This window comes from Reyranella massiliensis 521, from assembly GCF_000312425.1.
GTDB classification, from domain to species: domain Bacteria; phylum Pseudomonadota; class Alphaproteobacteria; order Reyranellales; family Reyranellaceae; genus Reyranella; species Reyranella massiliensis.
In genome coordinates this window covers 3,356,339-3,379,471 of sequence record NZ_HE997181.1, presented here as the reverse complement: position 1 = coordinate 3,379,471, position 23,133 = coordinate 3,356,339, and the positions used below count along the sequence as shown (strand labels likewise).

The 23,133-nt window shown below is 64.3% G+C and carries 25 protein-coding genes; 8 read left to right on the top strand and 17 right to left on the bottom strand.

Annotated features, from left to right (window positions below; genetic code table 11):
* The first annotated feature begins 123 nt into the window (after positions 1–123).
* The 3 genes from trxB (at position 124) to BN60_RS16470 (ending at position 3,262) form a co-directional block, all read left to right on the top strand.
* Positions 124–1,095, top strand: coding sequence for a thioredoxin-disulfide reductase (trxB, locus tag BN60_RS16480; RefSeq protein WP_043284015.1), 972 nt, complete (start codon positions 124–126; stop codon positions 1,093–1,095).
* A 30-nt stretch (positions 1,096–1,125) separates the two neighbouring features.
* Positions 1,126–2,016 (top strand): LysR family transcriptional regulator, encoded by an 891-nt coding sequence (locus tag BN60_RS16475; RefSeq protein ID WP_043285898.1) that lies wholly within the window; start codon positions 1,126–1,128, stop codon positions 2,014–2,016.
* A gap of 367 nt (positions 2,017–2,383) precedes the next feature.
* On the top strand, positions 2,384–3,262 hold the full coding sequence (locus BN60_RS16470) for a DUF6492 family protein (protein WP_020697202.1): 879 nt from the start codon (positions 2,384–2,386) through the stop codon (positions 3,260–3,262).
* Here BN60_RS16470 and BN60_RS16465 read toward each other — a convergent pair.
* The 11 genes from BN60_RS16465 to BN60_RS16420 form a co-directional block, all read right to left on the bottom strand.
* The gene (locus BN60_RS16465) at positions 3,259–4,386 is read right to left on the bottom strand and encodes a CaiB/BaiF CoA transferase family protein (RefSeq protein WP_020697201.1); all 1,128 of its coding nucleotides are present in this window, start codon (positions 4,384–4,386) and stop codon (positions 3,259–3,261) included. The genes BN60_RS16470 and BN60_RS16465 overlap by 4 nt on opposite strands.
* The gene (locus BN60_RS16460; RefSeq protein WP_020697200.1) at positions 4,383–5,549 is read right to left on the bottom strand and encodes an acyl-CoA dehydrogenase family protein; all 1,167 of its coding nucleotides are present in this window, start codon (positions 5,547–5,549) and stop codon (positions 4,383–4,385) included. The genes BN60_RS16465 and BN60_RS16460 overlap by 4 nt, the downstream gene beginning before the upstream one ends.
* Positions 5,550–5,574: 25 nt before the next feature.
* Positions 5,575–5,916, bottom strand: a complete 342-nt coding sequence (locus BN60_RS16455; RefSeq protein WP_020697199.1) for a DUF7508 domain-containing protein — start codon at positions 5,914–5,916, stop codon at positions 5,575–5,577.
* Between the two features lie 3 nt (positions 5,917–5,919).
* Entirely contained in the window at positions 5,920–6,681 is a 762-nt protein-coding gene (locus tag BN60_RS16450) for an enoyl-CoA hydratase/isomerase family protein (RefSeq protein ID WP_020697198.1), read from the bottom strand.
* A gap of 18 nt (positions 6,682–6,699) precedes the next feature.
* Positions 6,700–7,671 (bottom strand): Bug family tripartite tricarboxylate transporter substrate binding protein, encoded by a 972-nt coding sequence (locus BN60_RS16445; protein ID WP_020697197.1) that lies wholly within the window; start codon positions 7,669–7,671, stop codon positions 6,700–6,702.
* A gap of 94 nt (positions 7,672–7,765) precedes the next feature.
* Complete coding sequence (msrP, locus tag BN60_RS16440; protein ID WP_020697196.1) at positions 7,766–8,728, bottom strand: protein-methionine-sulfoxide reductase catalytic subunit MsrP; 963 nt, start codon at positions 8,726–8,728, stop codon at positions 7,766–7,768.
* Between the two features lie 80 nt (positions 8,729–8,808).
* The gene (locus tag BN60_RS16435) at positions 8,809–9,321 is read right to left on the bottom strand and encodes an Mpo1 family 2-hydroxy fatty acid dioxygenase (protein WP_020697195.1); all 513 of its coding nucleotides are present in this window, start codon (positions 9,319–9,321) and stop codon (positions 8,809–8,811) included.
* A gap of 29 nt (positions 9,322–9,350) precedes the next feature.
* A complete protein-coding gene (locus BN60_RS16430) occupies positions 9,351–9,791 on the bottom strand; it encodes a hypothetical protein (RefSeq protein WP_020697194.1) in 441 nt (146 codons plus the stop codon).
* Between the two features lie 49 nt (positions 9,792–9,840).
* Entirely contained in the window at positions 9,841–10,044 is a 204-nt protein-coding gene (locus BN60_RS16425; RefSeq protein WP_020697193.1) for a hypothetical protein, read from the bottom strand.
* Between the two features lie 108 nt (positions 10,045–10,152).
* Positions 10,153–10,275, bottom strand: coding sequence for a hypothetical protein (locus BN60_RS31655; RefSeq protein ID WP_020697192.1), 123 nt, complete (start codon positions 10,273–10,275; stop codon positions 10,153–10,155).
* A gap of 110 nt (positions 10,276–10,385) precedes the next feature.
* Complete coding sequence (locus BN60_RS16420) at positions 10,386–12,458, bottom strand: elongation factor G (protein ID WP_020697191.1); 2,073 nt, start codon at positions 12,456–12,458, stop codon at positions 10,386–10,388.
* Between the two features lie 211 nt (positions 12,459–12,669).
* Between BN60_RS16420 and BN60_RS16415 the strand changes: the two genes are divergently transcribed.
* Positions 12,670–13,260 (top strand): TetR/AcrR family transcriptional regulator, encoded by a 591-nt coding sequence (locus tag BN60_RS16415; RefSeq protein WP_020697190.1) that lies wholly within the window; start codon positions 12,670–12,672, stop codon positions 13,258–13,260.
* On the opposite strand, the gene BN60_RS16410 is transcribed toward BN60_RS16415, so the two are convergent.
* The 5 genes from BN60_RS16410 to BN60_RS16390 form a co-directional block, all read right to left on the bottom strand.
* On the bottom strand, positions 13,199–14,152 hold the full coding sequence (locus BN60_RS16410) for a fatty acid desaturase (RefSeq protein ID WP_020697189.1): 954 nt from the start codon (positions 14,150–14,152) through the stop codon (positions 13,199–13,201). The two genes, BN60_RS16415 and BN60_RS16410, sit on opposite strands and share 62 nt — an antisense overlap.
* A 112-nt stretch (positions 14,153–14,264) precedes the next feature.
* Positions 14,265–15,467: a pyridoxal phosphate-dependent aminotransferase gene (locus BN60_RS16405; RefSeq protein ID WP_043284013.1), complete on the bottom strand. Its 1,203-nt coding sequence runs from the start codon at positions 15,465–15,467 to the stop codon at positions 14,265–14,267.
* A gap of 290 nt (positions 15,468–15,757) precedes the next feature.
* Complete coding sequence (locus BN60_RS16400; protein ID WP_020697187.1) at positions 15,758–16,576, bottom strand: transglutaminase family protein; 819 nt, start codon at positions 16,574–16,576, stop codon at positions 15,758–15,760.
* 10 nt (positions 16,577–16,586) lie between these two features.
* Positions 16,587–17,519, bottom strand: a complete 933-nt coding sequence (locus BN60_RS16395) for an alpha-E domain-containing protein (RefSeq protein WP_020697186.1) — start codon at positions 17,517–17,519, stop codon at positions 16,587–16,589.
* Between the two features lie 4 nt (positions 17,520–17,523).
* Entirely contained in the window at positions 17,524–18,963 is a 1,440-nt protein-coding gene (locus BN60_RS16390; RefSeq protein WP_020697185.1) for a circularly permuted type 2 ATP-grasp protein, read from the bottom strand.
* Positions 18,964–19,061: 98 nt separating this feature from the next.
* Here BN60_RS16390 and BN60_RS16385 point away from each other — a divergent pair, with 98 nt between their 5' ends.
* Together BN60_RS16385 and BN60_RS16380 are read left to right on the top strand one after the other, a co-directional pair.
* A complete protein-coding gene (locus tag BN60_RS16385; RefSeq protein ID WP_020697184.1) occupies positions 19,062–20,051 on the top strand; it encodes a zinc-dependent alcohol dehydrogenase family protein in 990 nt (329 codons plus the stop codon).
* A gap of 46 nt (positions 20,052–20,097) precedes the next feature.
* Positions 20,098–20,478 carry a nuclear transport factor 2 family protein gene (locus tag BN60_RS16380; RefSeq protein WP_020697183.1) on the top strand — a complete coding sequence of 127 codons (381 nt, stop codon included), beginning with the start codon at positions 20,098–20,100 and terminating at the stop codon, positions 20,476–20,478.
* Positions 20,479–20,557: 79 nt separating this feature from the next.
* On the opposite strand, the gene BN60_RS16375 is transcribed toward BN60_RS16380, so the two are convergent.
* Positions 20,558–21,061, bottom strand: a complete 504-nt coding sequence (locus tag BN60_RS16375; RefSeq protein WP_245539869.1) for a peptidylprolyl isomerase — start codon at positions 21,059–21,061, stop codon at positions 20,558–20,560.
* 350 nt (positions 21,062–21,411) lie between these two features.
* Between BN60_RS16375 and BN60_RS16370 the strand changes: the two genes are divergently transcribed.
* Together BN60_RS16370 and coxB are read left to right on the top strand one after the other, a co-directional pair.
* Entirely contained in the window at positions 21,412–21,927 is a 516-nt protein-coding gene (locus tag BN60_RS16370; protein WP_020697181.1) for a hypothetical protein, read from the top strand.
* 319 nt (positions 21,928–22,246) lie between these two features.
* Positions 22,247–23,113 (top strand): cytochrome c oxidase subunit II, encoded by an 867-nt coding sequence (coxB, locus tag BN60_RS16365; RefSeq protein WP_020697180.1) that lies wholly within the window; start codon positions 22,247–22,249, stop codon positions 23,111–23,113.
* The last annotated feature ends 20 nt before the right edge of the window (positions 23,114–23,133 follow it).

Genomic DNA, 23,133 nt, shown 5'->3' with positions numbered 1-23,133 from the left:
AAGTTGCGAGATTTCGCTCGGCTTCTGTGAACAATTGCGCCGAAAAGTGACATCTACCCGTGCATCGCCGGCGAGGTTTGCATATATGTCGAAGATATGCGGTTGGCGGGATGCGGGGCGCACATGGCAGCAACTCATCATAGTAAGGTAATGATCCTGGGCTCCGGCCCGGCAGGCTATACGGCGGCAATCTATGCCGCGCGTGCCAGCCTGAAGCCGATGCTCGTGCAGGGCATTCAGCCGGGCGGTCAGCTCACCATCACGACCGATGTCGAGAACTATCCGGGCTTCGCCGACGTCATCCAGGGGCCCTGGCTGATGGAGCAGATGCAGAAGCAGGCGGAGCATGTCGGCACGCAGCTCTTCTTCGACACCATCGTCGAGGTCGATCTTTCGCGGCGGCCGTTCGTCTGTATCGGCGATTCGGGTGACCGCTACGAAGCCGAAGCGCTGGTCATCGCGACGGGCGCCACCGCCAAGTGGCTCGGCTTGCCCAGCGAACAGACCTTCCGTGGCGGCGGCGTGTCGGCCTGCGCGACCTGCGATGGCTTCTTCTTCCGCGGCAAGGAGGTCGTGGTGGTCGGCGGCGGCAACACGGCGGTCGAGGAGGCGCTCTATCTTACGCACCATGCCTCGAAGGTGACGTTGATCCATCGCCGCGACAGCTTCCGCGCCGAAAAGATCCTGCAGGAGCGACTGTTCAAGAATCCCAAGGTGACGGTTCTGTGGGATCATACGGTCGAGGAAATCGTTGGCGAGGCGTCGCCGGCGCCGCTGGTCAAGGGCGTGCGCGTGCGCAACGTGAAGACCGGCGCCGAACAGCAAATTGCCACCGACGGCGTGTTCATCGCCATCGGCCACTCGCCCAATACCGAGCTGTTCAAAGGCAAGCTCGCGATGGACAGCGAGGGCTACCTGATCACCAAGCCCGATTCGACGGCGACCGATGTGCCGGGCGTCTACGCGGCCGGCGATGTGCAGGACAAGATTTTCCGCCAGGCCGTGACAGCCGCCGGCACGGGCTGCATGGCAGCGCTCGAAGCCGAGAAATGGCTGGCAACGCAGGAGGCACGGCTCGCGCAGGCCGCCGAATAGGCCGCGCGGAGAGGCAGGGGAGGCATGGAAATGGACTGGGACAAGCTGCGGATCTTCCAGGCCGTGGCGGATGCCGGCAGCTTCACGCATGCCGGCGAAGCGCTGAAGCTCAGCCAGTCGGCGATCTCGCGTCAGATCGGCGCGCTGGAGGAGCAGCTTGGCGTCATGCTGTTCCATCGCCATGCCCGCGGTCTCATTCTCACGGAGCAGGGCGAGCTGCTCTACCGTACGGCGCGCGACATGGCGGCCAAGGTCAACACGGCCGAGGCATTGCTGCGCGCCAACCAGGACAAGCCGGCCGGCCGACTGAAGATCACGACGACGATCGGGTTTGGCTCGACCTGGCTCACCGCGCAGATGCACGAGTTCATTGCGCTGTACCCTGAGATCGACGTCAGTCTCGTGCTTTCCGACAACGAACTCGACCTCGGCATGCGCGAGGCCGACGTGGCGATCCGGATGGTCATGCCGCGTCAGCCGGGCCTAGTGCAGCGCCATCTGCTCACGGTGCGCAGCCACGTCTATGCCTCGCATGGATATGTGCAGAAGTACGGCAAGCCCGCGACCATCGAAGAACTCGACCAGCATCGGCTGATCATCTTCGGTGAGGATGCGCGCTCCCCGGTCCAGGACGTGAACTGGCTGCTGCGCGAGGGCAATCTCGACCAGACCGGCCGCACCGTGGTGCTGCGCGTGAACAACGTCTACGGCATCTTCCGCGCCGTCGAATCCGGGTTGGGGATCGCTTCGCTGCCGGATTATCTCGCGCGCGAGTCGACCAAGCTCGAGATACTGCTGCCGGACCTCAATGTCCGTACGACAGATGTATATTTCACTTATCCCGAGGAACTGCGGCACTCCAAGCGCATTGCCGTGTTCCGTGATTTCCTTCTGCGAAAGGTGGCAGAGACACGATTTTGAAGCGCGAGATCTGCAGGAATGCACAGCTGTTGAAAGGCATGCGTTCGTCGCATGCCAGTGTCCTTTACTTCACCTCTACCAATCCGGCGCACGAGGCCTAATTTAGAGGCAGGTCTTCGACACGAAAGGTTTCGGCTGATCGCGTTCGAAACTCGGGATCCTCATGATCCCACGTCTCCCAGACGTGAAGCCTCCCTGTTTGACTCGCCGGGCCTCAGTGCCCGGCGTCTTTTTTTCGTCGTGGTGGCTGCGACCTGGTGATTTCCTTGTGGGGCGAAGTGCCGCTGATTGGGGGTGTTTGACGCACAAACCACCAATTGATGTGGCTGTAACCGCTAACCATATGTAGCTTCAGGCTCGATCACTGATGTTTTCCGAGATTCGCCAAGGCATCCTTCCGCTGGCCCTGCGCAACATAAAGCGTCGGGGCGATTTGGAGCGTGCCGGCCTTCTCATTGAATCGCTGGCCAAGCACTGGATCGACAGCAAGCCGTTCGAGTTGCTGATCATCGCCCCGAACCGGGACGCCAGCCTTCTGCGCCAGAGCCTGCCGCGGTTTCCTAACATCGAGGTGTCGGTTCGGCCCGAAAGCGACTTCGTTCCGGCGTTCAGTCCGTTCTACCTGCTGACCGGCTGGTATCGTCAGCAGATCCTGAAGCTGCACGTACCGACCCTTTTGGGTTTCGGCGGCTACCTGACGCTCGATTCCGACGTCTGCTGTGTCGGTGACTTCGATTCGCAGAGCTTCCTGGAACATAATCGTGCGCTTTCGCGCTGGGAGCCCAAGCGCCATCACGGCTGGTGGCAGCAGGCTTCCAAGGTCATCGGCGTTCCCTACGATCCCAAGTCGCATGGGCTGTCGGTGACGCCGAACATCCTGCACGGCGACCTGGCGGCGCAGACCCTGGAGCGCCTGCGGGGCCGCTACCTAGATCCGATATCGGCGCTGGTCTGGTGGAAGCTGCGGTCGCCGCTCAATACCGCCTGGACGGAATACTCGCTCTATACCAGCGCCGCCGAGATCAACGGCACCCTGTTCGACTATCACGCCGAATGGGACAGCTGTTACTCGGCCGACATCCATCTTTTCTCCGAACGGTCCTGCGTCTGGGGCGCCGACGATTTCGAGCGCCTCGTGCGATTGCCCAACGGCACCGACCCCGGCGGCAAGTTCATCATCGTCCAGAGCCATGCCCGCATCCCGCTCGACCAGGTGCGGGACTACTGCCTGAGCTTCGCCGGCTAAACCTTCCCGTTGTGTTCGCCGATCTTCGGCGCCTTCTCGGCGCCGCCGGCCCGCTCGCCGTCGATGCTGAGCGGCAGGCCGTGGAAGAGGGCATTCGAACCGGCATAGGGCTGCGCAAACATGCCGAGCGCGGCGACCTGGGCCAGTTCCATGACCTGTGGCACCGAATTCAACGGCCCGTTGGGCACGCCCAGAGCGTCGAGCTTGGCCGACCAATGAGCGCGGCTTTCTTTCTTCATGATGTCGGCGATCATGCCGAGCAGCAACTCGCGCCGTTCCGAGCGCTGCACGTTGGTCTTGAAACGCTCCTCGTCCGGCCATTCGGGGTGGCCCAGCGCTTCGGCGAACTTGCGCCACAGCCGGTCGTTGCCCGGGCAGATCATCAGCGGCCCGTCGCTGCATTCGAACGCCTGGTAGGGCGTGAGCGAGGGATGGCCGGTCCCCTGGCGCGGCGGCATCCGGCCGGTCACCGACCAGCCCGCGACATGGTTCGAGGCCCACATCAGGCCGCTCTCGAACAGCGAGGTGTTGACCAGGCTGCCCTGGCCGGTCGCGGTGCGCTTGGCCAGCGCCGCCAGCACGCCGATCGCCGTCCACATGCCGGTCGAGAGGTCGATGATCGAGACGCCAATCCGGGCCTCGGGCCCGGTCGGGTCGCCGTTAAGGGAAATGAGGCCCGCGACCGCCTGAATGATTGGCTCGTAGCCCGGCCGGTCCTTCCATGGACCGGCATGGCCGAAGGCGCCGAGATCGGCATAGATCAGACGGGGAAAGCGCTTGGTCAGCGTGGCGCCATCGAAGCCGAACTTGGCCGGCACGTCGGCCCGCAGGTTATGCACGAAGACATCGGCCGCGCCGATGCGTTCGATCAACGTCTCGCGCTGCTTCGGGTCGGCGAGGTCGCAGGTGATCGATTTCTTGCCGCGATTGAGCGCGATGAAGCCCGTCGCATCGCCCTCCACGAAAGGAGGCCCCCATTTGCGGGCATCGTCGCCTTCGGGCCGTTCGATCTTCACCACCTCGGCGCCGAGGAAGGCCAGGATCTGGCCACAGTAGGGGCCGGCGAGGTTCTGGCCGAATTCGACGACCTTGATGCCGGCCAGCGGCCCTGAGGGTGTGTTCATCGCAGATTGCTTCCCAAAATCTCGCGCGCGATCACCATGCGCTGCACTTCGCTCGGTCCCTCGCCGACGCGCCGGATGCGCATCTCGCGATACCAGCGTTCGAGCGGCAGGTCCTTGGTCATGCCCATGCCGCCATGGATCTGCATCGCCCGGTCGACGACGCGGCCGCCGCCTTCCGAGGCGGTCAGCTTGGCGATGGCGGCTTCGGTACGGAATGGCACGCCCTGCCGCGCTTTTTCCGCAGCTTCGAGCGTGAAGTGGCGCGCGGTGCGGATGTCGATCTCGTTGTCGACCAGCATCCACTGCACGGCCTGGCGGTTGGCAAGTTTCTCGCCGAAGGTCGAGCGCATCTTGGCCCATTCGATCGCCATTTCGTGGGCGGCGATGGCGACGCCGATACAGCCCGCGGCATAGGGGATGCGCTGGCGGGTCAGCCGGTCGTTGGCGACGGCGAAACCCTTGTTGACCTCGCCCAGGACCTGATGGTCGGAGACCCAGCAATCCTTGAATTCGAGTTCAGTGGCGTAGTGCGAGGACCGCAGCGTGTGCACGACCCTTCGCACATGGAAGCCCGGCGTGTCGGAATCGACGATGAAACAGGTGATGCCGGCGCGGCCCTTCGAGGCGTCTGTACGGGCAAAGACGATGCCGTACTGCGCGCGGTCGGCATTGGAGATGAAGATCTTGGCGCCGTTCAATACCCAGCCATTGTCCTTGCGCTCGGCCTTGGTCTGGATGGCGCGCGCCGGATCGCTGCCGCCGGACGGCTCGGTCAGGCCGAAGAAGGCTTTCTTTTCGCCGCGCAGGGTCGGGTAGAGATAGCGCTCCTTCTGATCGTCGTTGGCCTCGAAGATCTGGGCGAGGCCGGCCCCGCCGAAGGTGCCGTAGCAGGGCACGTAAAGGCCGGCGCGATGCTGCGCCATTTCGATGGCGAGCAGGGTGCGTGTCACGATGTCGATGTCGGGACCGCCGAATTCCTTGGGAATGTCGATGCCGAACAGACCCATCGCCTTGGTCTTCTCGACCAGCCGCGCGTGATCTTCCGGCGCCAGCTCCGACGCGTCCGGGTCGAGCCTGGCTTCGAGGGGAATGATCTCTTCCCGCACGTAGCGCCTGACCTGGTCGATCAGCATCTGCTGTTCGGAGTTCGGTTCGAAGTCCATCTACTGGCCTCTTTGGGTGGCCTCTTCAGGCAGGGCTGAGCCGTCCGAGATTGGGCGGCGGGTTCTTGGCGTTGTCGGGCGGCAGAGCGCCGTGGTCGGCCTTGTGGACCATCAGCAGTTCGAACCAGCGCGAGCGATACTGCATGTTCACTTCGACGCGGAACTGGCAACCGGCGCCGCGCTCGGCCAGCTCGCGCTGCAACTCGCTGCGCAAGCCGAACGGCGCGCGCGCGCCGGCCTGGCCGATGTAGAGGATCGCGCCCTTGGCGTCGGCGATCTGGTAGATGCCGAGCTGGCCGGGCAGGCGGGCGATCTCTTCCGCGGCGAGCGGCCGCCAGGGCTTGTCGAGGCGAAGCCGGATGGACACGGGCTAGTGGCCCTGGAACTTCGCGGTGCGCTTCTCGAGCCTGGCCTTCATGCCTTCCTGCGCGTCCTGGCTCTTCATCGCCGCCTGGACCAGCGCATCGACATCGTCATGCTTGATGCCGTCGCGGAACTCGAGCTGCTTTACCGTCAGCGCCTTCATGGCTTTCAGCGACAGCGGCGCATTGGCGGCCAGCCGGTCGATCACTTTCGACGCCTCGGCTTCGAGTTCGGCGGCTGGGACGCAGCGGGCGATCAATCCCAGCGCGTGCAGCTTGGTCGAGGGCAGGGGATCGCCCAGCAGCAGCATCTCGCGGGTCGTGACCGGGCCCAGCACTTCCATCAGCTTCTTGGCCAGGAACCAGTTGGGCGCGAGCCCGACCTGCGCCAGCGACATGCCGAAGCGCGCCTTCTGGCTCGCCACGACCAGGTCGCAATGCAGCGCCAGTTCGTTGCCGCCGGCGATAGCGTCGCCCTGCACGACGGCCACGACAGGCAACGGGCAGAGTTCGATGGCGCGCAGCATGACCTCAATGCCACTGGCGCTGCCCGAGCCAATCGTCTCGCGACGCTCGGCCATGTCGAGGCCGGCGCAGAACACATCGCCCTTGCCGCGGATCACGACGACGCGGTCCTCAGGTGCCACCGGCGCACGCAACGCTTCGATCATGGCCTGCAGCAACTCGCTGTCGAGAGCGTTGCGCTTTTCCGGCCGGTTCATCCAGATGGTTTTGACCGGGCCGTTCTTGTCGATGATGACCTTGCTCATGACGTTCACTCCGGCCCGTTACTCTGGCTCGATCCCTGCCGCCTTGATCTCCTTGGTCCACCAGGCCGTCTCGCTCTTCACGTAGTCGGCGAACTGGTCGAGCGGCAGCGGCGCTATCTCCATGCGGCCCTGAGTCATGGCCTTGGCCGTGGCAGGATCCTTCAGCGCCTCGGCGATGGCATCGGCCAGAGCCTTCTGCACGTCCTTGGGCGTAGCAGCCGGCGCGAAGACGGCCAGCCAATAGACCAACGAATAGCCCGGCACGGTCTCGGCGATCGCCGGGAGATTGGGCGTGACCGAGGTGCGCTTGGGGCCGGTGGTGGCCAGGCCGCGTACGCGGCCGGCCTCGATCTGCGTCAGCGCCTGCGGCAGGTCGGGGAACATGACCTGCACCTGACCGGCGGCGACATCGCCCAGCGCCTGCGGGCTCGCCTTGTAGGGCACGCGCTCAATCTTCACGCCGGCCAGCTTGTTGAACATCTCGCCGGAGAGGCGTTGCGAGGCGCTGGCCTCGGCGTAGTTGAGCTTGCCGGGATTCTTCTTGGCATAGTCGATCAGCTCGGCAACAGTCTTCACCGGCAGGTCGTTGTTCACGACCAGCGCGTTGACGCCCATTACGCAGCGCATGATCGGCGCGAAGTCCTTCTCGATGTCGTAGCTGAGCTTCTTGAACAGCGCGCCGTTGGCGGCGTTCGTGGTGTTGGTGCCCATCAGCAGCGTGTAGCCGTCGGCCGGGGCGGTCGCGACGGCAGAGGCGCCGAGCTGGCCGCTGGCGCCGGGCTTGTTGTCGATCACGACCGGCTGCTTGAGGATGTCCTGCAGCTTGGCGCCGAGCCCACGCGCCGTGAGATCGGTGGCACTACCGGCCGCGAACGGCACGACGATCTTGATCGGCTTGCTGGGAAACGCCTGGGCGAAAGCCGCTTTTGCAAATGGCGCGGTCGCCAGTGCGGCTGCACCGGCGAGGGTCGAACGACGATTGATTTTCACGTTTCCTCCACCAGCCCTGACGGCTCGATCTCCGTTTTACCGGGCCGGCACGCCGAGGCAAAGGCGAGGGTAACGCTCACGCCCGGGGAGGTGGCTACATGAAGAGCTTTTCCGCCTTGCGGTCGGCGTAGAGGCCGGCCACGAACTCCGCGTAGCCGTTGTAGAGCAGGGTCGGGATGCGCTCGCTGCTGCCGAGCGGCTTCTCGGTGGCCTGGCTCCAGCGCGGATGCGGGACCTGCGGGTTCACGTTCGCCCAGAAGCCGTACTCGCTGGACTGCAGCTTCTCCCAGAACGAGACGGGCTTCTTGTCGGTGAACTCGACGCTGACGATCGACTTCACGTTCTTGAAGCCGTACTTCCACGGCGCCACGAGGCGCAGCGGGGCGCCATTCTGCTTGTGGATCGGCTTGCCGTAGAGGCCTGTCGCGATGAAGGCGAGGTCGTTCATGGCCTCGTCCATCGCCAGGCCTTCGGTGTAGGGCCAGGGATAGAGCAGGTCGCGCTGCTCGTGCATGACCGACGGATTGCTGAGCGTCTTCATGACGATGAACTTGGCGCTGCTGAGCGGCTTGCAGACCTCGACCAGCGAGCGCACGGGGAAGCCGCTCCATGGCACGATCATCGACCAGGTTTCGACGCAGCGATGGCGATAGACACGCTCCTCGAGCTGCACCTTGGCCAGGAGATCGTCGATGCCGATCTCGAACGGCTTCTCGACCATGCCACCGACCTTGATCGTCCAGGGCCGTACTTCGAGCTTCTGCGCGTCCCGCAAGATGCTCTTGTCGGTGCCGAACTCGTAGAAGTTGTTGTAGGTCGTGGCCTGCTTCTCGGCCGTCATCGGCGTCGGCACGCCGTACTTGTCGTTGCGCTTCGCCGGATAGAGGCTGGCCGACGGATCGGCCGCCTTGCCCTGCGCGAAAGCCGTGCCCGGCAATGCCAGTGCCGCAGCGCCGAGGCCCATGGAACGCACCAGTTCGCGGCGCTGCAGATAGCGGCTCTCGGACGTCGCCGCGGCTTCCGGCAGTTCCCAGCCTCGTCTGCGCTTGATCAACATTCGTCCTACTCCTGAGTCGCTCCGTCACGCGTACTGCCCAGTCATGGCCGCGAGACAGGCGCGCCGCAAATCAACCCTGCTCACCGCGCCGTGACGTTACCTTCTCCCATGGCCTCTGCGAGATCATTGCGCTGTCCCAGTACCACCAGCGTTTCGGCCACCAGGAACATCGGCCCGATGAAACCCTGGAAGATGTTGTCGATCAACGCCGGTCGCTTGCCTTCATAGTGGTGGCCGAGGAACTGCAACACCCAACCGCCAACGAACAGAACGGCGAAAGCCGTCCACACGGCCGACGGCGAACCCAGTGCGCCGGCGAACGCTTCCGCGGCATACCAGGCGGGCGCCATGATGATGCCCATAAGAATGCCGACGCCGAGGTCCAGCGCCATCCAGCCCAGCACGGCGAGGATCGCGATGGCGAGCGAGAGTGTCCATTCACGGCCGCCCAGCTCGAAGCGCCACAGGGACAGGATCAGCAGCAGCGAGAAGACGATGACGGGGATGCCGACGAAATGCGTTGCCTTGTTGCGCCAGTCGCGATGGACCGACGCATAGGCGCCGAGCTGGCGGCGGAAGAGGTCGTTGGCCATCGAGAGCCTCCAGGCTTGCTTCCTGAAGTCTACGGCTTTGAGTTGGTCACATCCAGCAGGGTCGGCCACACGATGTCGCGCCAGGAATTGTTGCCGACCGCGGTCATCGTGATCTGCCCGCTCTGGATAAGGAAGAAACGCGGCGTCTCGGCACCCTGTTCCACGCCGACCTGGCTCATCAGGAAGGCATCGAGCACCCAGCGCAGGTCCGATGGCCAGCTTGCCGGCTTTAGCAGCAGGGCGGGCGTCGGGGTAAAGACCACCCGGTAGTCGAGCTTCTGGAAGACCGGCGCTTGCTTGAAGAGGGGTTCCCACTGCGTGCGCCAGACCTTGCAGGCTTCGGACGTTTCGTCGCCGGCGAAGATCAGGATCGGCTTGCCGGTGGCCTGTTGTGCGGAGGCGGCACGCGCGAGCGGCGCCACACCCGCGAGTATTGCTCCACCCGCGACCAGCTTGCGTCTCGTCAACATCAACTACTTCTCCCCGAGAAAGGCTTCCCGGGGAGGTTATACAGCCGAATCAGGCTTTCGTGCCCGTCACTTCCTGAAGGGCGGGCCACATCTTGTCCTTCCAGCCGGCGTTGCCGGTCACGGTCAGGAGGATCTTGCCGTCCTTGTAGAGAATGAAGCGCGGGGTGGCGTTTGGCCGGCTCTTGCCTTCGTCGCTTGCCAGGAATGCCTCTCGGACAGGGCGCGCCGCGGCAGGCCAGCTTTGCTCGACCATGATGAGGTCGGCATTGGCCGGGTGAACGACTTGATAGTCGAGTTTCTTGAAGGCGTCGGACTTGAGGAAATCAGGCTCGGACTGGGCACGCCAGATCTTGCAGCCGCCTCAAAGCTCGTGGCCGACGAACACCAGCGTCGGACGCCCAGACTGGGCATTCGCGACGCGGATCAGTGACGACACTGCGGCCATCGCCAGGCCGCCCGCCATCAGAGACCGTCTGTTGAACATTGGAAAGTTCTCCTCTCGGACGCTTACACACGGGAGAACTATGGGTGGCCTGGGACCTTTGGTGAAGCCGCCGGAGGACGGCTTCACCCGCTTGTGATGGCGTCAGCGTCTCATGCCGCGCGCTTCTTGCTCTCCTCGACGATGCGCTCGGCTGTCCGGCCGACCAGCTCCTGCAGGTGGTCGAACTCGGTACGGAAGCTCCCGACGCCCTGGGTGACCGACCGGATCTCGACGATCATGTCGGCGATCTCCGCTTCGGGCATCAACGCCGAAACTTCGTCCCAACCGCTCCACCCTGGCCGGGTGTCGTAGCCGAGGAGCTGGCCGCGCCGTCCGGAAATCAGCCGCTGCAGCCGCGGCGTCGACTCGCTCGGCCCGGCGACCGTGACTTTGAGGATCGGTTCCAACAGCACGGGCTTGCACTTGGGCATGGCCTCGCTCATGGCGATACGCGCGGCCATCTTGAACGACATTTCGGAGCTGTCGACCGAATGATACTGGCCGTCGAACAGCGTCACTTCGAGATCGACCACCGGCTGGCCGAGCGGTCCCTCCTTCAGATACTCGGTCAGCCCGGCCTCGACCGCAGGGATGAAGTTACGCGGCACGACACCGCCCACGATCTTGTCGACGAAGCGAAAGCCCGAGCCGCGCGGCAGCGGCTTGATCTCGATCTTGATGTCGGCGAACTGGCCGTGGCCGCCGGTCTGGCGCTTGTAGCGGGCATGCTGCTGCGCGCCGGCCTGGATGGTTTCGCGATAGGCAACGCGCGGCGCCGTCGTTTCGACGGCGACGTTGTAGCGGCCGGCGAGCTTGTCGACGGCGACCTTGAGGTGCATTTCGCCCTGACCCTTGATCAGCAGCTCGTGAGTCTCGCCGCGCGCCTCGAAGGAGAGCGAGGGATCCTCCTCGACGATCTTGTGCAGCGCCCCCGAGAGCTTGACCTCGTCGTTGCGGTTCTTGGCGGCGAGCGACAGGGCGAAGACCGGAGGATCGGCCGTCGGGAAGTCGGCCGACGCAGCGACGCCGCCCGCCGACAGTGTCTGCCCGGCCGAGATCGCCTCGACCTTGGCCAGCGCCACGATCTCGCCGGCCTTCGCTTCCGTCGTCTTGTCGAGGCGCTGTCCGAAAGGCCGCAGCAAAGTGCCGATCCGCTGGCCGCCCAGCGACTGCCCCTCGGTGAGCGCGCCCGACCAGACGCGACAGAGCGAGAGCTTGCCGGCATGGCTCTGGTGCAGGACCTTGAAGCATTCCGCCATGGCGACCCCGTTCGACGGCAAAGCCCGACGCTTAGCCGTCACATCGACGAAAGGGGTGTCGTGACGCAGTGCTTTCAAGAGCCGGCGCACACCGTTCTCGCGATCGCCGGCGCCCAGCAGGACGGGCGAGATCTGATCGGAGCCGAATTCCTCGTGCAGGTCGCGGTAGATCAGCGACTTCTCGGGCGCCACGTCCTCGATGAGCTGTTCGAGCAGCGTGTCGTCGAATTCCGACAGCGTTTCCAGCATCTCGCGGCGCGCCTCGCTTTCGCGCGGCAGAATCTCAGCCGGCATCTCGATCAGATCGGAGGCACCGCTCGACTTGTAGCGATAGGCGCGTTCGCTCACGAGATCGACATAGCCTACCGTCTCTTCGCCACCATCGGCAGTCGACCGGCGAATCGGTACCTGGCGCAGCACGAGCTTGCGCGTCGAGATGGCTTGCAGCGCTGCGAGCATGTCGCGCACGCGGACGTCGGCAGAATCGATCTTGTTGATGAAGATGATGTGGGGAAGGTGACGGTCCTCGATGTATTTCAGCAGCGGCGTCAGGGCCACGACCCGTTCGGGCGAGGGCTCGCAGACGAGGACGACGGCGTCGCACACGGCAAGGGCCGTGAAGGCATCGTGCTGGAATTCGATAGAACCCGGCACGTCGAGGAAGGTCCACTGGTCGCCCAGATAGTCGACCGAGGCCATGTTGATCTCGGTACCCATGCCGCGCTTGCGAGCCTCGGGGGAGCCGTCGCCGATGGAAGTGCCCGCACGAGTCGAACCGCGCCGGCCGATGGCTCCCGTAGCGAAGAGGATGCTCTCGAGCAGGCTGGTCTTGCCCGAGAGATACGGCCCGCACAGCGCCACCACGCGGTGCGCGCCGCTACCTGGTCTGCCCCCAGGGATGGTCTCGGTCTTGAGTTCGGCCATGACGACGTCCTCCTTCTTCGCGAATGCAATACGCGTAGAAGCCCCGGAGGCGTCTCCAGGAAGGACGGGCTAACCCGCGGCGCCTCGTTCGGAGCGAAGCCCTGTGTCGACGAAATCGTTTCACCGGGGGCAGGCCGAGTCAATCGGCCGACCGGGACATGTGGATGAGATTCCGCTGGGAGGCCGTCAATACGCCTTATATCGACGGGGGATGACCGAAAGGAGTGAAGGGAAACCAAGCCGCCGTGGCCGGCCGCGTTCGACGGCGGCGGAGGCCGCCATTCTCGACGCGGCCTACGGGCTCATCGTGTCGAAAGGCCTGACGGCTGCGACGATGGATGCGATCGCCCGCGCCTCCAAAGTTTCCAAGATGACGGTCTACAAATGGTGGCCGTCCCGCGAGGCGCTGCTGATCGACGCCTTTCTCCGGCATGCGTCGTTGATGCTTCCGCTCACGGAAGAAGGCGATCCGATCTCAACGCTGCAGCGGCACGCAGCCGCCTATGCCGAAGCTCTGAAGAGCGAATTCGGCAAAGTACAGCTCGCCGTCATCTCCGAGTGCATCGCCAAGACGGGCTCCGCACAGCTCTTCACGGAACGCTATCTCGACATCCGGCGAAGGACGGCCACAGCGATCATCGAGCGCGGCCAGAGGGAAGGTTCGATCATGGCGGGCGTTGCAGCGGGCGATCTCTACGACCGCATCTACGGCACGCTCTTCTACCGCTTCCTCTTCCAGTTCAGGCCGCTGTCTGGCGACTATGCGAGGAAGCTGGTGGCCTCGCTTCTGATGCCTCAGTGAGATAGCGCCAGGCCGCAGGAATGACCCGGCGGTAGCCTTGTCCCTGATGGACGATCCGCGCCGCGACCAGCCGGTTCAGCTCGGGCAGAGCGTGGAAGGGAACCGACGGAAACGCATGGTGCTCGGCGTGGTAGGGCATGTTCCAGGCGAACCAGCGCACAATGCCGTTCGTATAGGTCGTCCGCGTATTCTCGAGAGCGCTCGACGAATGGCCGCAGCCGGTATGCTCGGAATAGAGATAGGGCCTGAGGAAGAGCTGCCCGATCAGCACGGGAGCGATCCACACCGAGAGCAGCAGCGGCGAGGCCAGCGCGACCGATCCTGCCGCGAGCGCCAGGTAGAGCGCGGTGTAGGCGCGCGCCTCCCACACGATCAGGCTACGCTTGTCGTCCGGCACCCAGGGCGCCACCACCTTGCCGGTCACGGCATGGTGTAGCATCAGCAGCAGGCGGTTACCGAGCTGCGGCAGGCCGGTGAAGGACAGGACCCGTCGCGGCAGCGAATCGGTCCGCGAGCCGACAATCAGTTCGGGATCCTTCTCGAGGTCCTGCGTGTGGCGGTGATGATCCCAATGGAAGAGGCGGTAGTATTCGTAGGGCAGGCCGATCAGCACGCCGCAGAGCTGGCCGACGACCGAGTTGAGGATGCGCGTCCTGAACGCCGTCTTGTGCGCGGTTTCATGCAGCGGTGTGAACAGGAAGGCGATGCAGAAGCCCTGCATGGCCATCAACGGCAAAGCCGCCAGCACGCCGTAGGTACTGATCAGCATCGAGATGAGCACCGCCATTGCCACGATCAGGCCAAGCTGGCTCACGATGCGCAGTACTGCCGGCGCGTTGTTCTGTACCGAAAGCGCCCGGATGGCGGCGGGACCTGCCGATGGACCAGCCATGCTGGCATCCTCCATTTAACTGTACTAATCGTACAGTAAATAGGGGGTGGAGGCAAGAAAAAGGGCCGGTCCCCCAAGGGCCGGCCCTGTTCCCTTTATGTATTGGATCGGCTCAGCTCAACGCGGCGCAGGCACGCTGGATGCGGCGGCCCGCCTCTTCCAGCAGGTTCGTCGCCGTGGCGTAGGAGATGCGGAAGGCGGGACCCTGTCCGAAGGCCGAGCCCTGCACGACGGAGAGGCCCTCGGCTTCGAGCAGGTAGTTCACGAAGTCCGTGTCGTTCTCGATCGTCTTGCCGTCCGGCGTCTTCTTGCCGATCGTGCCGGCGCAGGACGGGTAGACGTAGAAGGCGCCTTCCGGCCGCGGGCACTTGAGGCCCTTGGTCTGGTTCAGCATCGAGACGATGAGGTCGCGGCGCTGCTTGAAGACGGCGACGTTCTTCGGAATGAAGTCGGTCGGGCCGTTCAGGGCCGCTACCGCCGCCGCCTGGCTGATCGAACTGGCGTTCGACGTGCTCTGCGACTGCACCGTGATCATCGCGTTGATCAGCGCCTGCGGGCCGGCGGCATAGCCGATACGCCAGCCCGTCATGTTGTAGGCCTTCGACACGCCGTTCATCGTCAAGGTACGGTCGTAGAGCCTGGGCTCGACTTCGGCCGGCGTCGCGAACACGAAGTCGTCGTAGACGAGCTTCTCGTACATGTCGTCGGTCAGCAGGTGGACCTGCGGATGACGCAGCAGCACGTCGCACAGGGCCCGCAGGTCGGCCTTGGTGTAGGCGGCGCCCGTCGGGTTACTGGGCGAGTTCAGGATCAGCCACTTGGTCTTCGGCGTGATCGCGCGTTCCAGAGCCTCCGGCTGCAGCTTGAAGCCGTGCTTTTCCTCGCACTGCACGATCACCGGTGTGCCGTCACCGAACAGCACCATCTCCGGGTAGGAGACCCAGTACGGCGCCGGCACGATGACCTCGTCGCCCGGGTTCAGCGTGGCAAGCATGGCGTTGAAAATGATCTGCTTGCCGCCAGAGGTGACGACCGTCTGCGACGGCTTGTACTCCAGGCCATGGTCGCGCTTCATCTTGGCGACGATGGCTTCGCGCAGCGCCGGCGTGCCGGGCACGGCGGTGTATTTGGTGTCGTTCTCGCGAATGGCCTTGTAAGCCGCTTCCTTGATGTGGTCGGGAGTCGGGAAGTCGGGCTCGCCGGCGGCAAGGCCGATCACGTCTTTGCCCGCCGCTTTCATCTCCAGGAACTTCGCCTGCGCGGCGTTGGTTGGAGAGGGCTTAATACGGCTAAGACGATCGGCAATAAGAGCCATAACGCGATGCCTCCTTTCAGGCATTGAAAAAGCGCGCGAAGGTACTGGTGGACGTTCGCCACTGCAAGAAAACGCGCAGTTCTCCGGAGGCTATCGAGGGCTATTTCTCATAGGTGCTCGCGATATCGCTGCTCGGCCTTCTGTAGAACCTTCAAACGACCTCTCTGAAAAGACATTAACCTATTGTAACATATGGGATTTTATCCCATGCAGGGTCGTCTGCTTCGATATGATCGGCGTATCGCTGCTCGGCATGTGGCGCGCCGTACCGATGGGCACCTGGACGACCCTTAGTCGACGAGGCGGATCGAGGCCTCGACGGTCATCTTGGCATCGCCGAAGCCGATGCGCCGCCCGCTGACCGGAGCGGCATCGCGGTAATCGAGGCCGACCGCGACCCGCAGACTGTCGCCGCGCGGGCTGATGCCATTGGCAGGATCGAAGCCGACCCATTCGAGACCCGGCACCCAGGCCTCGGCCCAGGAGTGGCTGGTGCGGCCGACATGCAGGTCTGGATCGTCGTTGCGCAAGTAGCCGCTGACATAGCGCGCGGGGACGCCGAGCCGCCGGCAGCAGGCGATGAAGACATGCGCGTCGTCCTGGGCGACGCCGGCGCCGCGGGCCAGCGCTTCGACCGCCGTGGTGTCCACCGTGGAGACTCCGGTCTTGTAGGCGATGCGCCTGGCAATCCGATCCATCAGCTCATGCAGGACGGCGACGCGCTGCCCCGGATCGGCGGCGCGTTCGGCAAGGCCCTCAATCAGCGGATCGAAGCTCGCATCGTGGCGCGCCAGCCCGGTGTTACGCAGCCAAAACGGCGCCGGCAGCGTCGGCGCGTCGGCATAGCGCAGCCATTGATCGACACCGCCGTACTCGTAGAGTCCGTGCACGACGATTTCGACGGCTTGGTGCTGATGTGCCAGCGAAAAAGTCGTGACCTGATTGCCGTGACCGTCGACCCATTCCGAGCGCTTGCCGGGGCCTTCGATGCGCCACGACACGATGCGCTGCCCCGTGGCCGGCTTGGGCGTCAGCCTCACATCGTGGATCGAGTGGCGGGAGGGCTGGTTGAAGTCGAAGCGCGTGGCGTGGTGGATGGAGAAGCGCATGGTCCGTCCCTCAATCCAACAGGAACTGTCGGCCGATCTCGTCGTTCAGCGTCGCGATGTCGCCGCGCAGCGTGCCGAGGAACTTCGCCAGGCCGACATCGAACACCTGGTCGATCCGGGCGTAACGCAACCGGGCATGCAGCTCGCCGGCCAGCCGGTCGGCCTCGCCGTGCGTGCCGTAGGCGTCGGCCAGCTCGCGCATGTTGAGGTCGACCATCCAGAGGCAGTGGTGCACCGAGCGCGGCACGTCGCGGCGCAGCATCATCAGCTCCGCCACTTTCATGGGATGCAATGAGCTTCGATAGATACGCCGGTAGGTACGTACCGCACCGATGCAGGCCAGCAGCTCCGACCAGGCGAAGTAGTCGAGGCCTTCGGCATTGGCATCGCCATCGGGCCGCAGCAGATGGAACTTCACGTCGAGGATGCGGCCGGTATTGTCGGCACGTTCGAGGTAGGCGCCGAGCTGCAAGAAATTGTTCGCCTCGTCGCGCAGCAGGGTTACTTGCGCGGCGCCGAAGATCATGACGGCCTGCTTCTTCACCGATTCGATCAGCGCGCCGCGGTCGAGCGTTGCGCGGTTGCCGCGAAGGCGGCTACTCAGCTCCAGCCACAGCCCGTTCAGGCTCTCCCAGACATCGACCGTGATGTTGTTGCGTTCCTCGCGGGCATTGCGGCGCGCCGCGTCGATCGAGTTTACAATCGAGGAGGGGTTGTTCTCGTCGAGCACCAGGAAGTCGATCAGGCTGGCCAGCCGGCCACCCTGGAGCTGGCTCTGGCGGAACTCGTCCTCCATGCCGAAGATCGCCGCGACGCCCGCCGCTTCCTCGCCGCGCGACTGCAGGGCCATGCGCTGCATCGCCTCGATCAGCCGTGCCGTCGACTTGGCTCGCTGCAGGTAGCGGCCCATCCAGTAGAGGTTCTTGGCGGTGCTGCTCAGCATGGCGCTACCTGCCGCCGGCCGGCGCGTCGGGCGCCAGCACCCAGGTATCCTTGGTGCCGCCGCCCTGGCTCGAATTGACGACCAGCGAGCCTTCCTTCAGTGCCACGCGCGTCAGCCCGCCGGGTACTATGGTGATCTTGCGCCCGGACAGGACGAAGGGGCGAAGGTCGACGTGGCGCGGCGCCACACCCTGGCTCACGAAGGTCGGGCAAGTCGACAGGGCCAGGGTCGGCTGTGCGATGTAGTTGTCCGGCCGTGTCTTGAGGAGACCCGCGAATTCCTCGATCTCAGCCTTGCTCGACGTCGGGCCGACCAGCATGCCCTTGCCGCCCGACCCGTGGACTTCCTTCACCACCAGTTCCGACAGGTGTTCGAGTACGTACTTGTAGTCGTCGGAGCGATCGCAGCGCCAGGTCGGCACGTTCTGCAAAATCGGCTCCTCGCCGAGATAGAAGCGGACCATCTCGGGCACATAGGTGTAGGTCGACTTGTCGTCGGCCACGCCGTTGCCCAGCGCATTCACGATGTTGACCCTGCCGGCCCGCAACGCGCCGAGCAGACCCGCCACGCCGAGATAGGAATCGGGGCGCATCGCCAACGGATCGAGGAAGGCGTCGTCGACCCGGCGATAGATCACGTCGACCCGTTGCGGCCCGCGCGGCGTGCGCATGTAGACGCGGCTTTCGTCGACGAACAGGTCCGAGCCCTTGACCAGCTCGATGCCCATCTCGTCGGCCAGGAAGGCATGTTCGAAGTAGGCGCTGTTGTAGTGGCCCGGCGTCAGCAGCACGACGTTGGGCTCGACGTCGTCGCTGAAGGAGACCGAGCGCAGCGTGGCCAGCAGTTCCTCGGAATAGTCGGCGACGGGCAGCACGCGCATGGCCGAGAACAGCTCGGGCGCCAGCCGCATCATCACTTCGCGGTTCTCCAGCACGTACGACACGCCCGATGGCGTGCGCACATTGTCCTCAAGGACGTAGAAATCCTTCTCGCCGACGCGCACGAGGTCGATGCCGGCGATATGGGCATGCACGCCGCCCGGCAGCGCCAGGCCCTGCGCCATCGCCACGAACTCGGCATTCATCAGGATCTGTTCTTCGGGGATGATCCCGGCGCGGCAGATCTCGCGCTGCCCGTAGGCATCGGCGAGGAAGGCGTTGAGCGTGCGCACGCGCTGCGACAGGCCCTTGTGCAGATACTCCCATTCGTCCCACGCGATGACGCGCGGAATGATGTCGAAGGGGATCGTGGTCTCGTGGCCATCGGTCGCGCCATAGGCGCCGAAGGTAATGCCGTGTCGCCTATAGAAGAGGTCGACTTCGCGGCGGGTCGCGGCGACGCGCTCGGGGGATGTACGATCCAGCCAGGCGGCCACTCCACGGTAGGGCGGGCGGACCGAGCCGTCCGTGCCCGAGTTCATTTCGTCAAATGCCTTTGCTGCCATCCGGCATTTCACCCCCTGTTGATTCACAGTACAAGCAATCGACGGGCCAACAAAGTGGCCCCCTGGAACGGAATTCGAGGGAGTGAGGGGAGGGCAGCGTGAAGCAGGTGCTGATCGATCGCTATGGAACGCCATGGGAGGTCGCGCGCTGCGCCGATGTTCCCGATGTCGGCGAACCGGCGGCCGACGAGGTCGTGTTCGACGTCCTGGCCTTTCCCATCAACCCCGCCGACATGTGGTTCTGCAAGGGCAGCTATCGGTTGAAGCCGCCGCTGCCGGCCACGCCCGGCGCGGAGTGCGTTGGCCGCGTCACCGCCGTCGGATCGGCCGTGACGCACGTCAAGAAGGGCGATCTCGTCATCAACCTGCAGCGCGAGAACTGGGCGCAGAAGCGGCGCGTGAAGGGCAACGACGCCATCCCGCTGCCGGCCGGCATCGATCTGCGCCAGGCGGCCATGGTGCGCATCAATCCGCCGACGGCGCAGCTCATGCTCCAGGACTTTGTCGACCTGAAGCCCGGCGAGTGGGTGATCCAGAACGTCGCTAATTCGGCGGTCGGCCGCCTGCTGATCGTGCTGGCGAAGCAACGCGGGCTGCGCACCGTCAACGTCGTGCGTCGGCCCGACCTGGAAGCCGAGCTCAAGTCGCTGGGCGCCGATCTCGTGGTCGTCGACGACGACGATCTCGCTGCGCGTGTCGCCAAGGGCACGGGTGACGCTGCGATCCGGCTTGGTGTCGAGGCGATTGGCGGCAGGGCGACGGGGCGGATCGTCGAGTGCGTCGCGACCGAGGGCACCGTGGTGCATTACGGTTCGATGAGCGGCGAGGACCCCGTGGTCACGCGCAGCAACTTCATCTATCGCGGCATCAAGCTCACGGGCTTCATGCTGGGGCGCGGGCTCGCAAAGCGCAGCCCGGAGAAGATCCGCGAGATCTATGCCGATCTCGGCGGGCAAGTGCTGGCCGGCAAGCTGCACGCGCCAGTGGACACGGTCTATCCAATCGAGAAAATCAAGGAAGCGTTGGCCCATGCCGACAAAGGCGGGCGCAACGGTAAGATCCTGGTGGCGCCAAATGGGCCTGTCTGAATGATCTTGTTTGAATAGAGCGCAATCCGAGTGAGGGAGTGAACTGATGAATTCCGATGTCGCAGCGGTCGAAAAGGTCCTGCAGGTCTATTTCGACGGCCTCTACGAAGGCGATACCAAGAAGCTCGGCGAAGCGTTCCATCCCGCTTCGCATCTCTACAGTGCAGGCAGCGACGGCAAGGCGGCCGATCTGCCGCGCGCCGAGTGGTTCAAGGCGGTTGAGAGCCGTCCGTCGGCGAAGTCCAAGGGCAGCGCCCGGGCCGACCGCATCGTGTCGATCGACTTCTCCGGTCCGGCGACCGCCATTGCCAAGGTGGAATGCCAAATTCCGCCGCGCTACTTCACCGACTATCTGACGCTGCTGAAGGTCGACGGCCGCTGGCAGGTCATCTCGAAGTCCTTCCACACCGTTACGAAGGACGCGTAGGAGACGGCAAGCCGTTCTCTCAAAGAAAAACCTCCCCCGTTGCGGCGGGGGAGGTTCTTATAGAGACCGGAAGAGCGGGTTAGCTCTTCACGTCGGCCGCGACCTGGACCTTGATCATCTTGTCCTGCGGCGCGGCGACGGCACCCGAACCGGGTGCGCCCTTCTTGATCTTGTCGACGAACTCCATGCCGGACGTCACCTTGCCCCACACGGTGTACTGGCCGTCGAGGAAGTTCGAGTCCTTGAAGACGATGAAGAACTGGCTGCGGGCGCTGTTGGGATCGTTGGTCCGCGCCATCGAGACGGTGCCGCGGGTGTGCGGTTCCTTGTTGAATTCTGACTTGAGCGTCTCGCCCATGCCACCGGAGCCTGTACCCGTCGGGTCGCCGGTCTGCGCCATGAAGCCGTCGATGACGCGATGGAAGACGACGCCGTCGTACTTGCCTTCGCGCGCCAGCTTCTTGATCTGGGCGACATGCTTGGGGGCGAGGTCGGGGCGCATCTCGATCACGACGCGGCCGTCCTTCAGGTCGATATAGAGTGTGTTTTCCTTGTCCATGGCGGAGGCGGCTCCTGCAAACATGAGAATGACGGCAAGAACGGGCGTCAGAAGGGAGAGACGCATGACGTGTTCCTTCGGCGAAGCCACGGTCAGATGTGGCGGCCGGACCTTATAGGCCGATCATCGAAAGACAAGCGGCAACTTCGGGGCGGGGCGCCCGGGGGTGGATGGGCAGCCGGGGCCACATTTTCAGCAGGATGTGCATCGTTTGTCGTGGTTTTGACGGGGCTGGCGGCTAGAGTGGCAGTGCGACCGGGCAGGGGTTGGCGCTTTTTGCCAGTTCCGATCGCACATATTGGGAAGTCATATTCTACGGATTGATCGATGACCGCGTTGAGCGGCGGGGGCGGCGCAGCAGTGCCGTATCTTCCATGAGCTTCGTTCCCGACTGGCCGGCCGACGTCTCGCGCGAGACGCAGGTCGAAAGGACATGGCGCGCCTTCGGCCGCGAGATGGAGGCGGCCGTTCAGGCCATCCTCGACGTCGGCCGCCCGCCGTCGGAAGTCGCCTTCGCAATCGGCGAGACGGTTCGCCATTACTTCCGCACGCATGGCCTGACGCTCACCGACGCCGAACTCCGCCGCCTCGTGTCCGAACGGCTCGCCCTTCGCCGGGAGCCGCCGTCGATCGTCGCTTTCGCACGCGTGCCGGCCCACCCCTGGACAGGAGGCGAGGCCGCCCCAGGCGGCTGGATCGTTCCGGAATCGATCTTCGGCGGGCCTCCCTCGGGGCTCGTGCGCTTTGCTTCGGGCCCGCGGCAGAACTCGGGGGCCATCGATCTGTCGTGGGCGGACCGGCCGATAGCCTTCGCTGGATCCGCGGGCGGACTACATCCAGCTGGACGCTCCGGCTCTTTCACAACGGAGCCCGCCGGCGGCGGATCTTAGTAAGCCGCGACGTATGGCCAAGGCCATCGGGTGGCGCGGCTTTTCCAGGCAATAGCGCCGCCGGGCCAATGCTCGTCTTACGCCGCTTTGCACCGGCGGATGCGTCCTTTCGACCGGCCGGCCTTTGCCTGGGGCGTGCAGGCGGCGAAGCTCTTGCAAATGTCCTGAACTGACGCGGCTGCGACTGGCCGCCACATACCGACTGGGGGCGAAAACCCGTTACGACCCACGGCTATATCTGGTACTAACCCGTTTGAAATGCGGGGGATTTTGCGGGTCGGAAATCCCGTTGGGATCTAAACCGCGAGGGGACGGATGCATGGTCGGTAAGCGCGTATTGAGCATTCTGGGCATTTTGTCGGCGATAGCCGCCTTCGGCTTCGCGGGCGCCGCTCAGGCGCAGAAAGTCATCGGCGTGCCGCACGACTGGCAGCTGAATTTCCCAGCGGCCTTTACGCCGATCATGGAGCGGGTCGAGTCGCTGCACGACCTGCTGCTTGTGATCATCATCATGATCTCGATATTCGTCCTCATCCTGCTGATTTACGCCGTGTGGCGCTTCCACGCCTCGCGTAACCCGGTGGCGACGAATGTCACCCATCATACCGGCCTCGAGATCGCCTGGACGATCATCCCGATCCTCATCCTGGTCGTCGTCGCGGTGCCGTCGTTTCGTCTGCTCTACTACAGCGACAAGGCGATCGACGCCGGCCTGACGGTCAAGGTCACCGGCCACCAGTGGTACTGGTCCTACGACTATCCCGACCAGGGCAACTTCAAGGTCGAGAGCCGCATCCTGGCCGAGGCCGATCGTGTCAAGCAGAAGCCGCAGGTGCCGCGCCTGCTGGCGGTCGACGAGGAGATGGTGATCCCGGCGAACACCGTCGTGCGCATCATCGGCACGGCCGAGGGCGCCAGCATGCACGGGTGGACCGTTCCCGGCTTCGGCATCAAGAAGACCGTGATCCCCGGCCGTCTCAACGAAGGCTGGATCAGCGTGAAGGAAGAGGGCCTCTATTTCGGCCAGTGCTCGCAGATCTGCGGCATGAATCACACCTACATGCCGATCGCGATCAAGGTCGTATCCAAAGCTGACTTCGACAAATGGGTTGAGGAGAAGAAGAAGGCTGCCGGCTTGCTGCCCGAAACCAACTTCGCTTCCGTAACCGCTCCCGCCAACCGCTAAGCGCTTCGCCGCAGGAGATT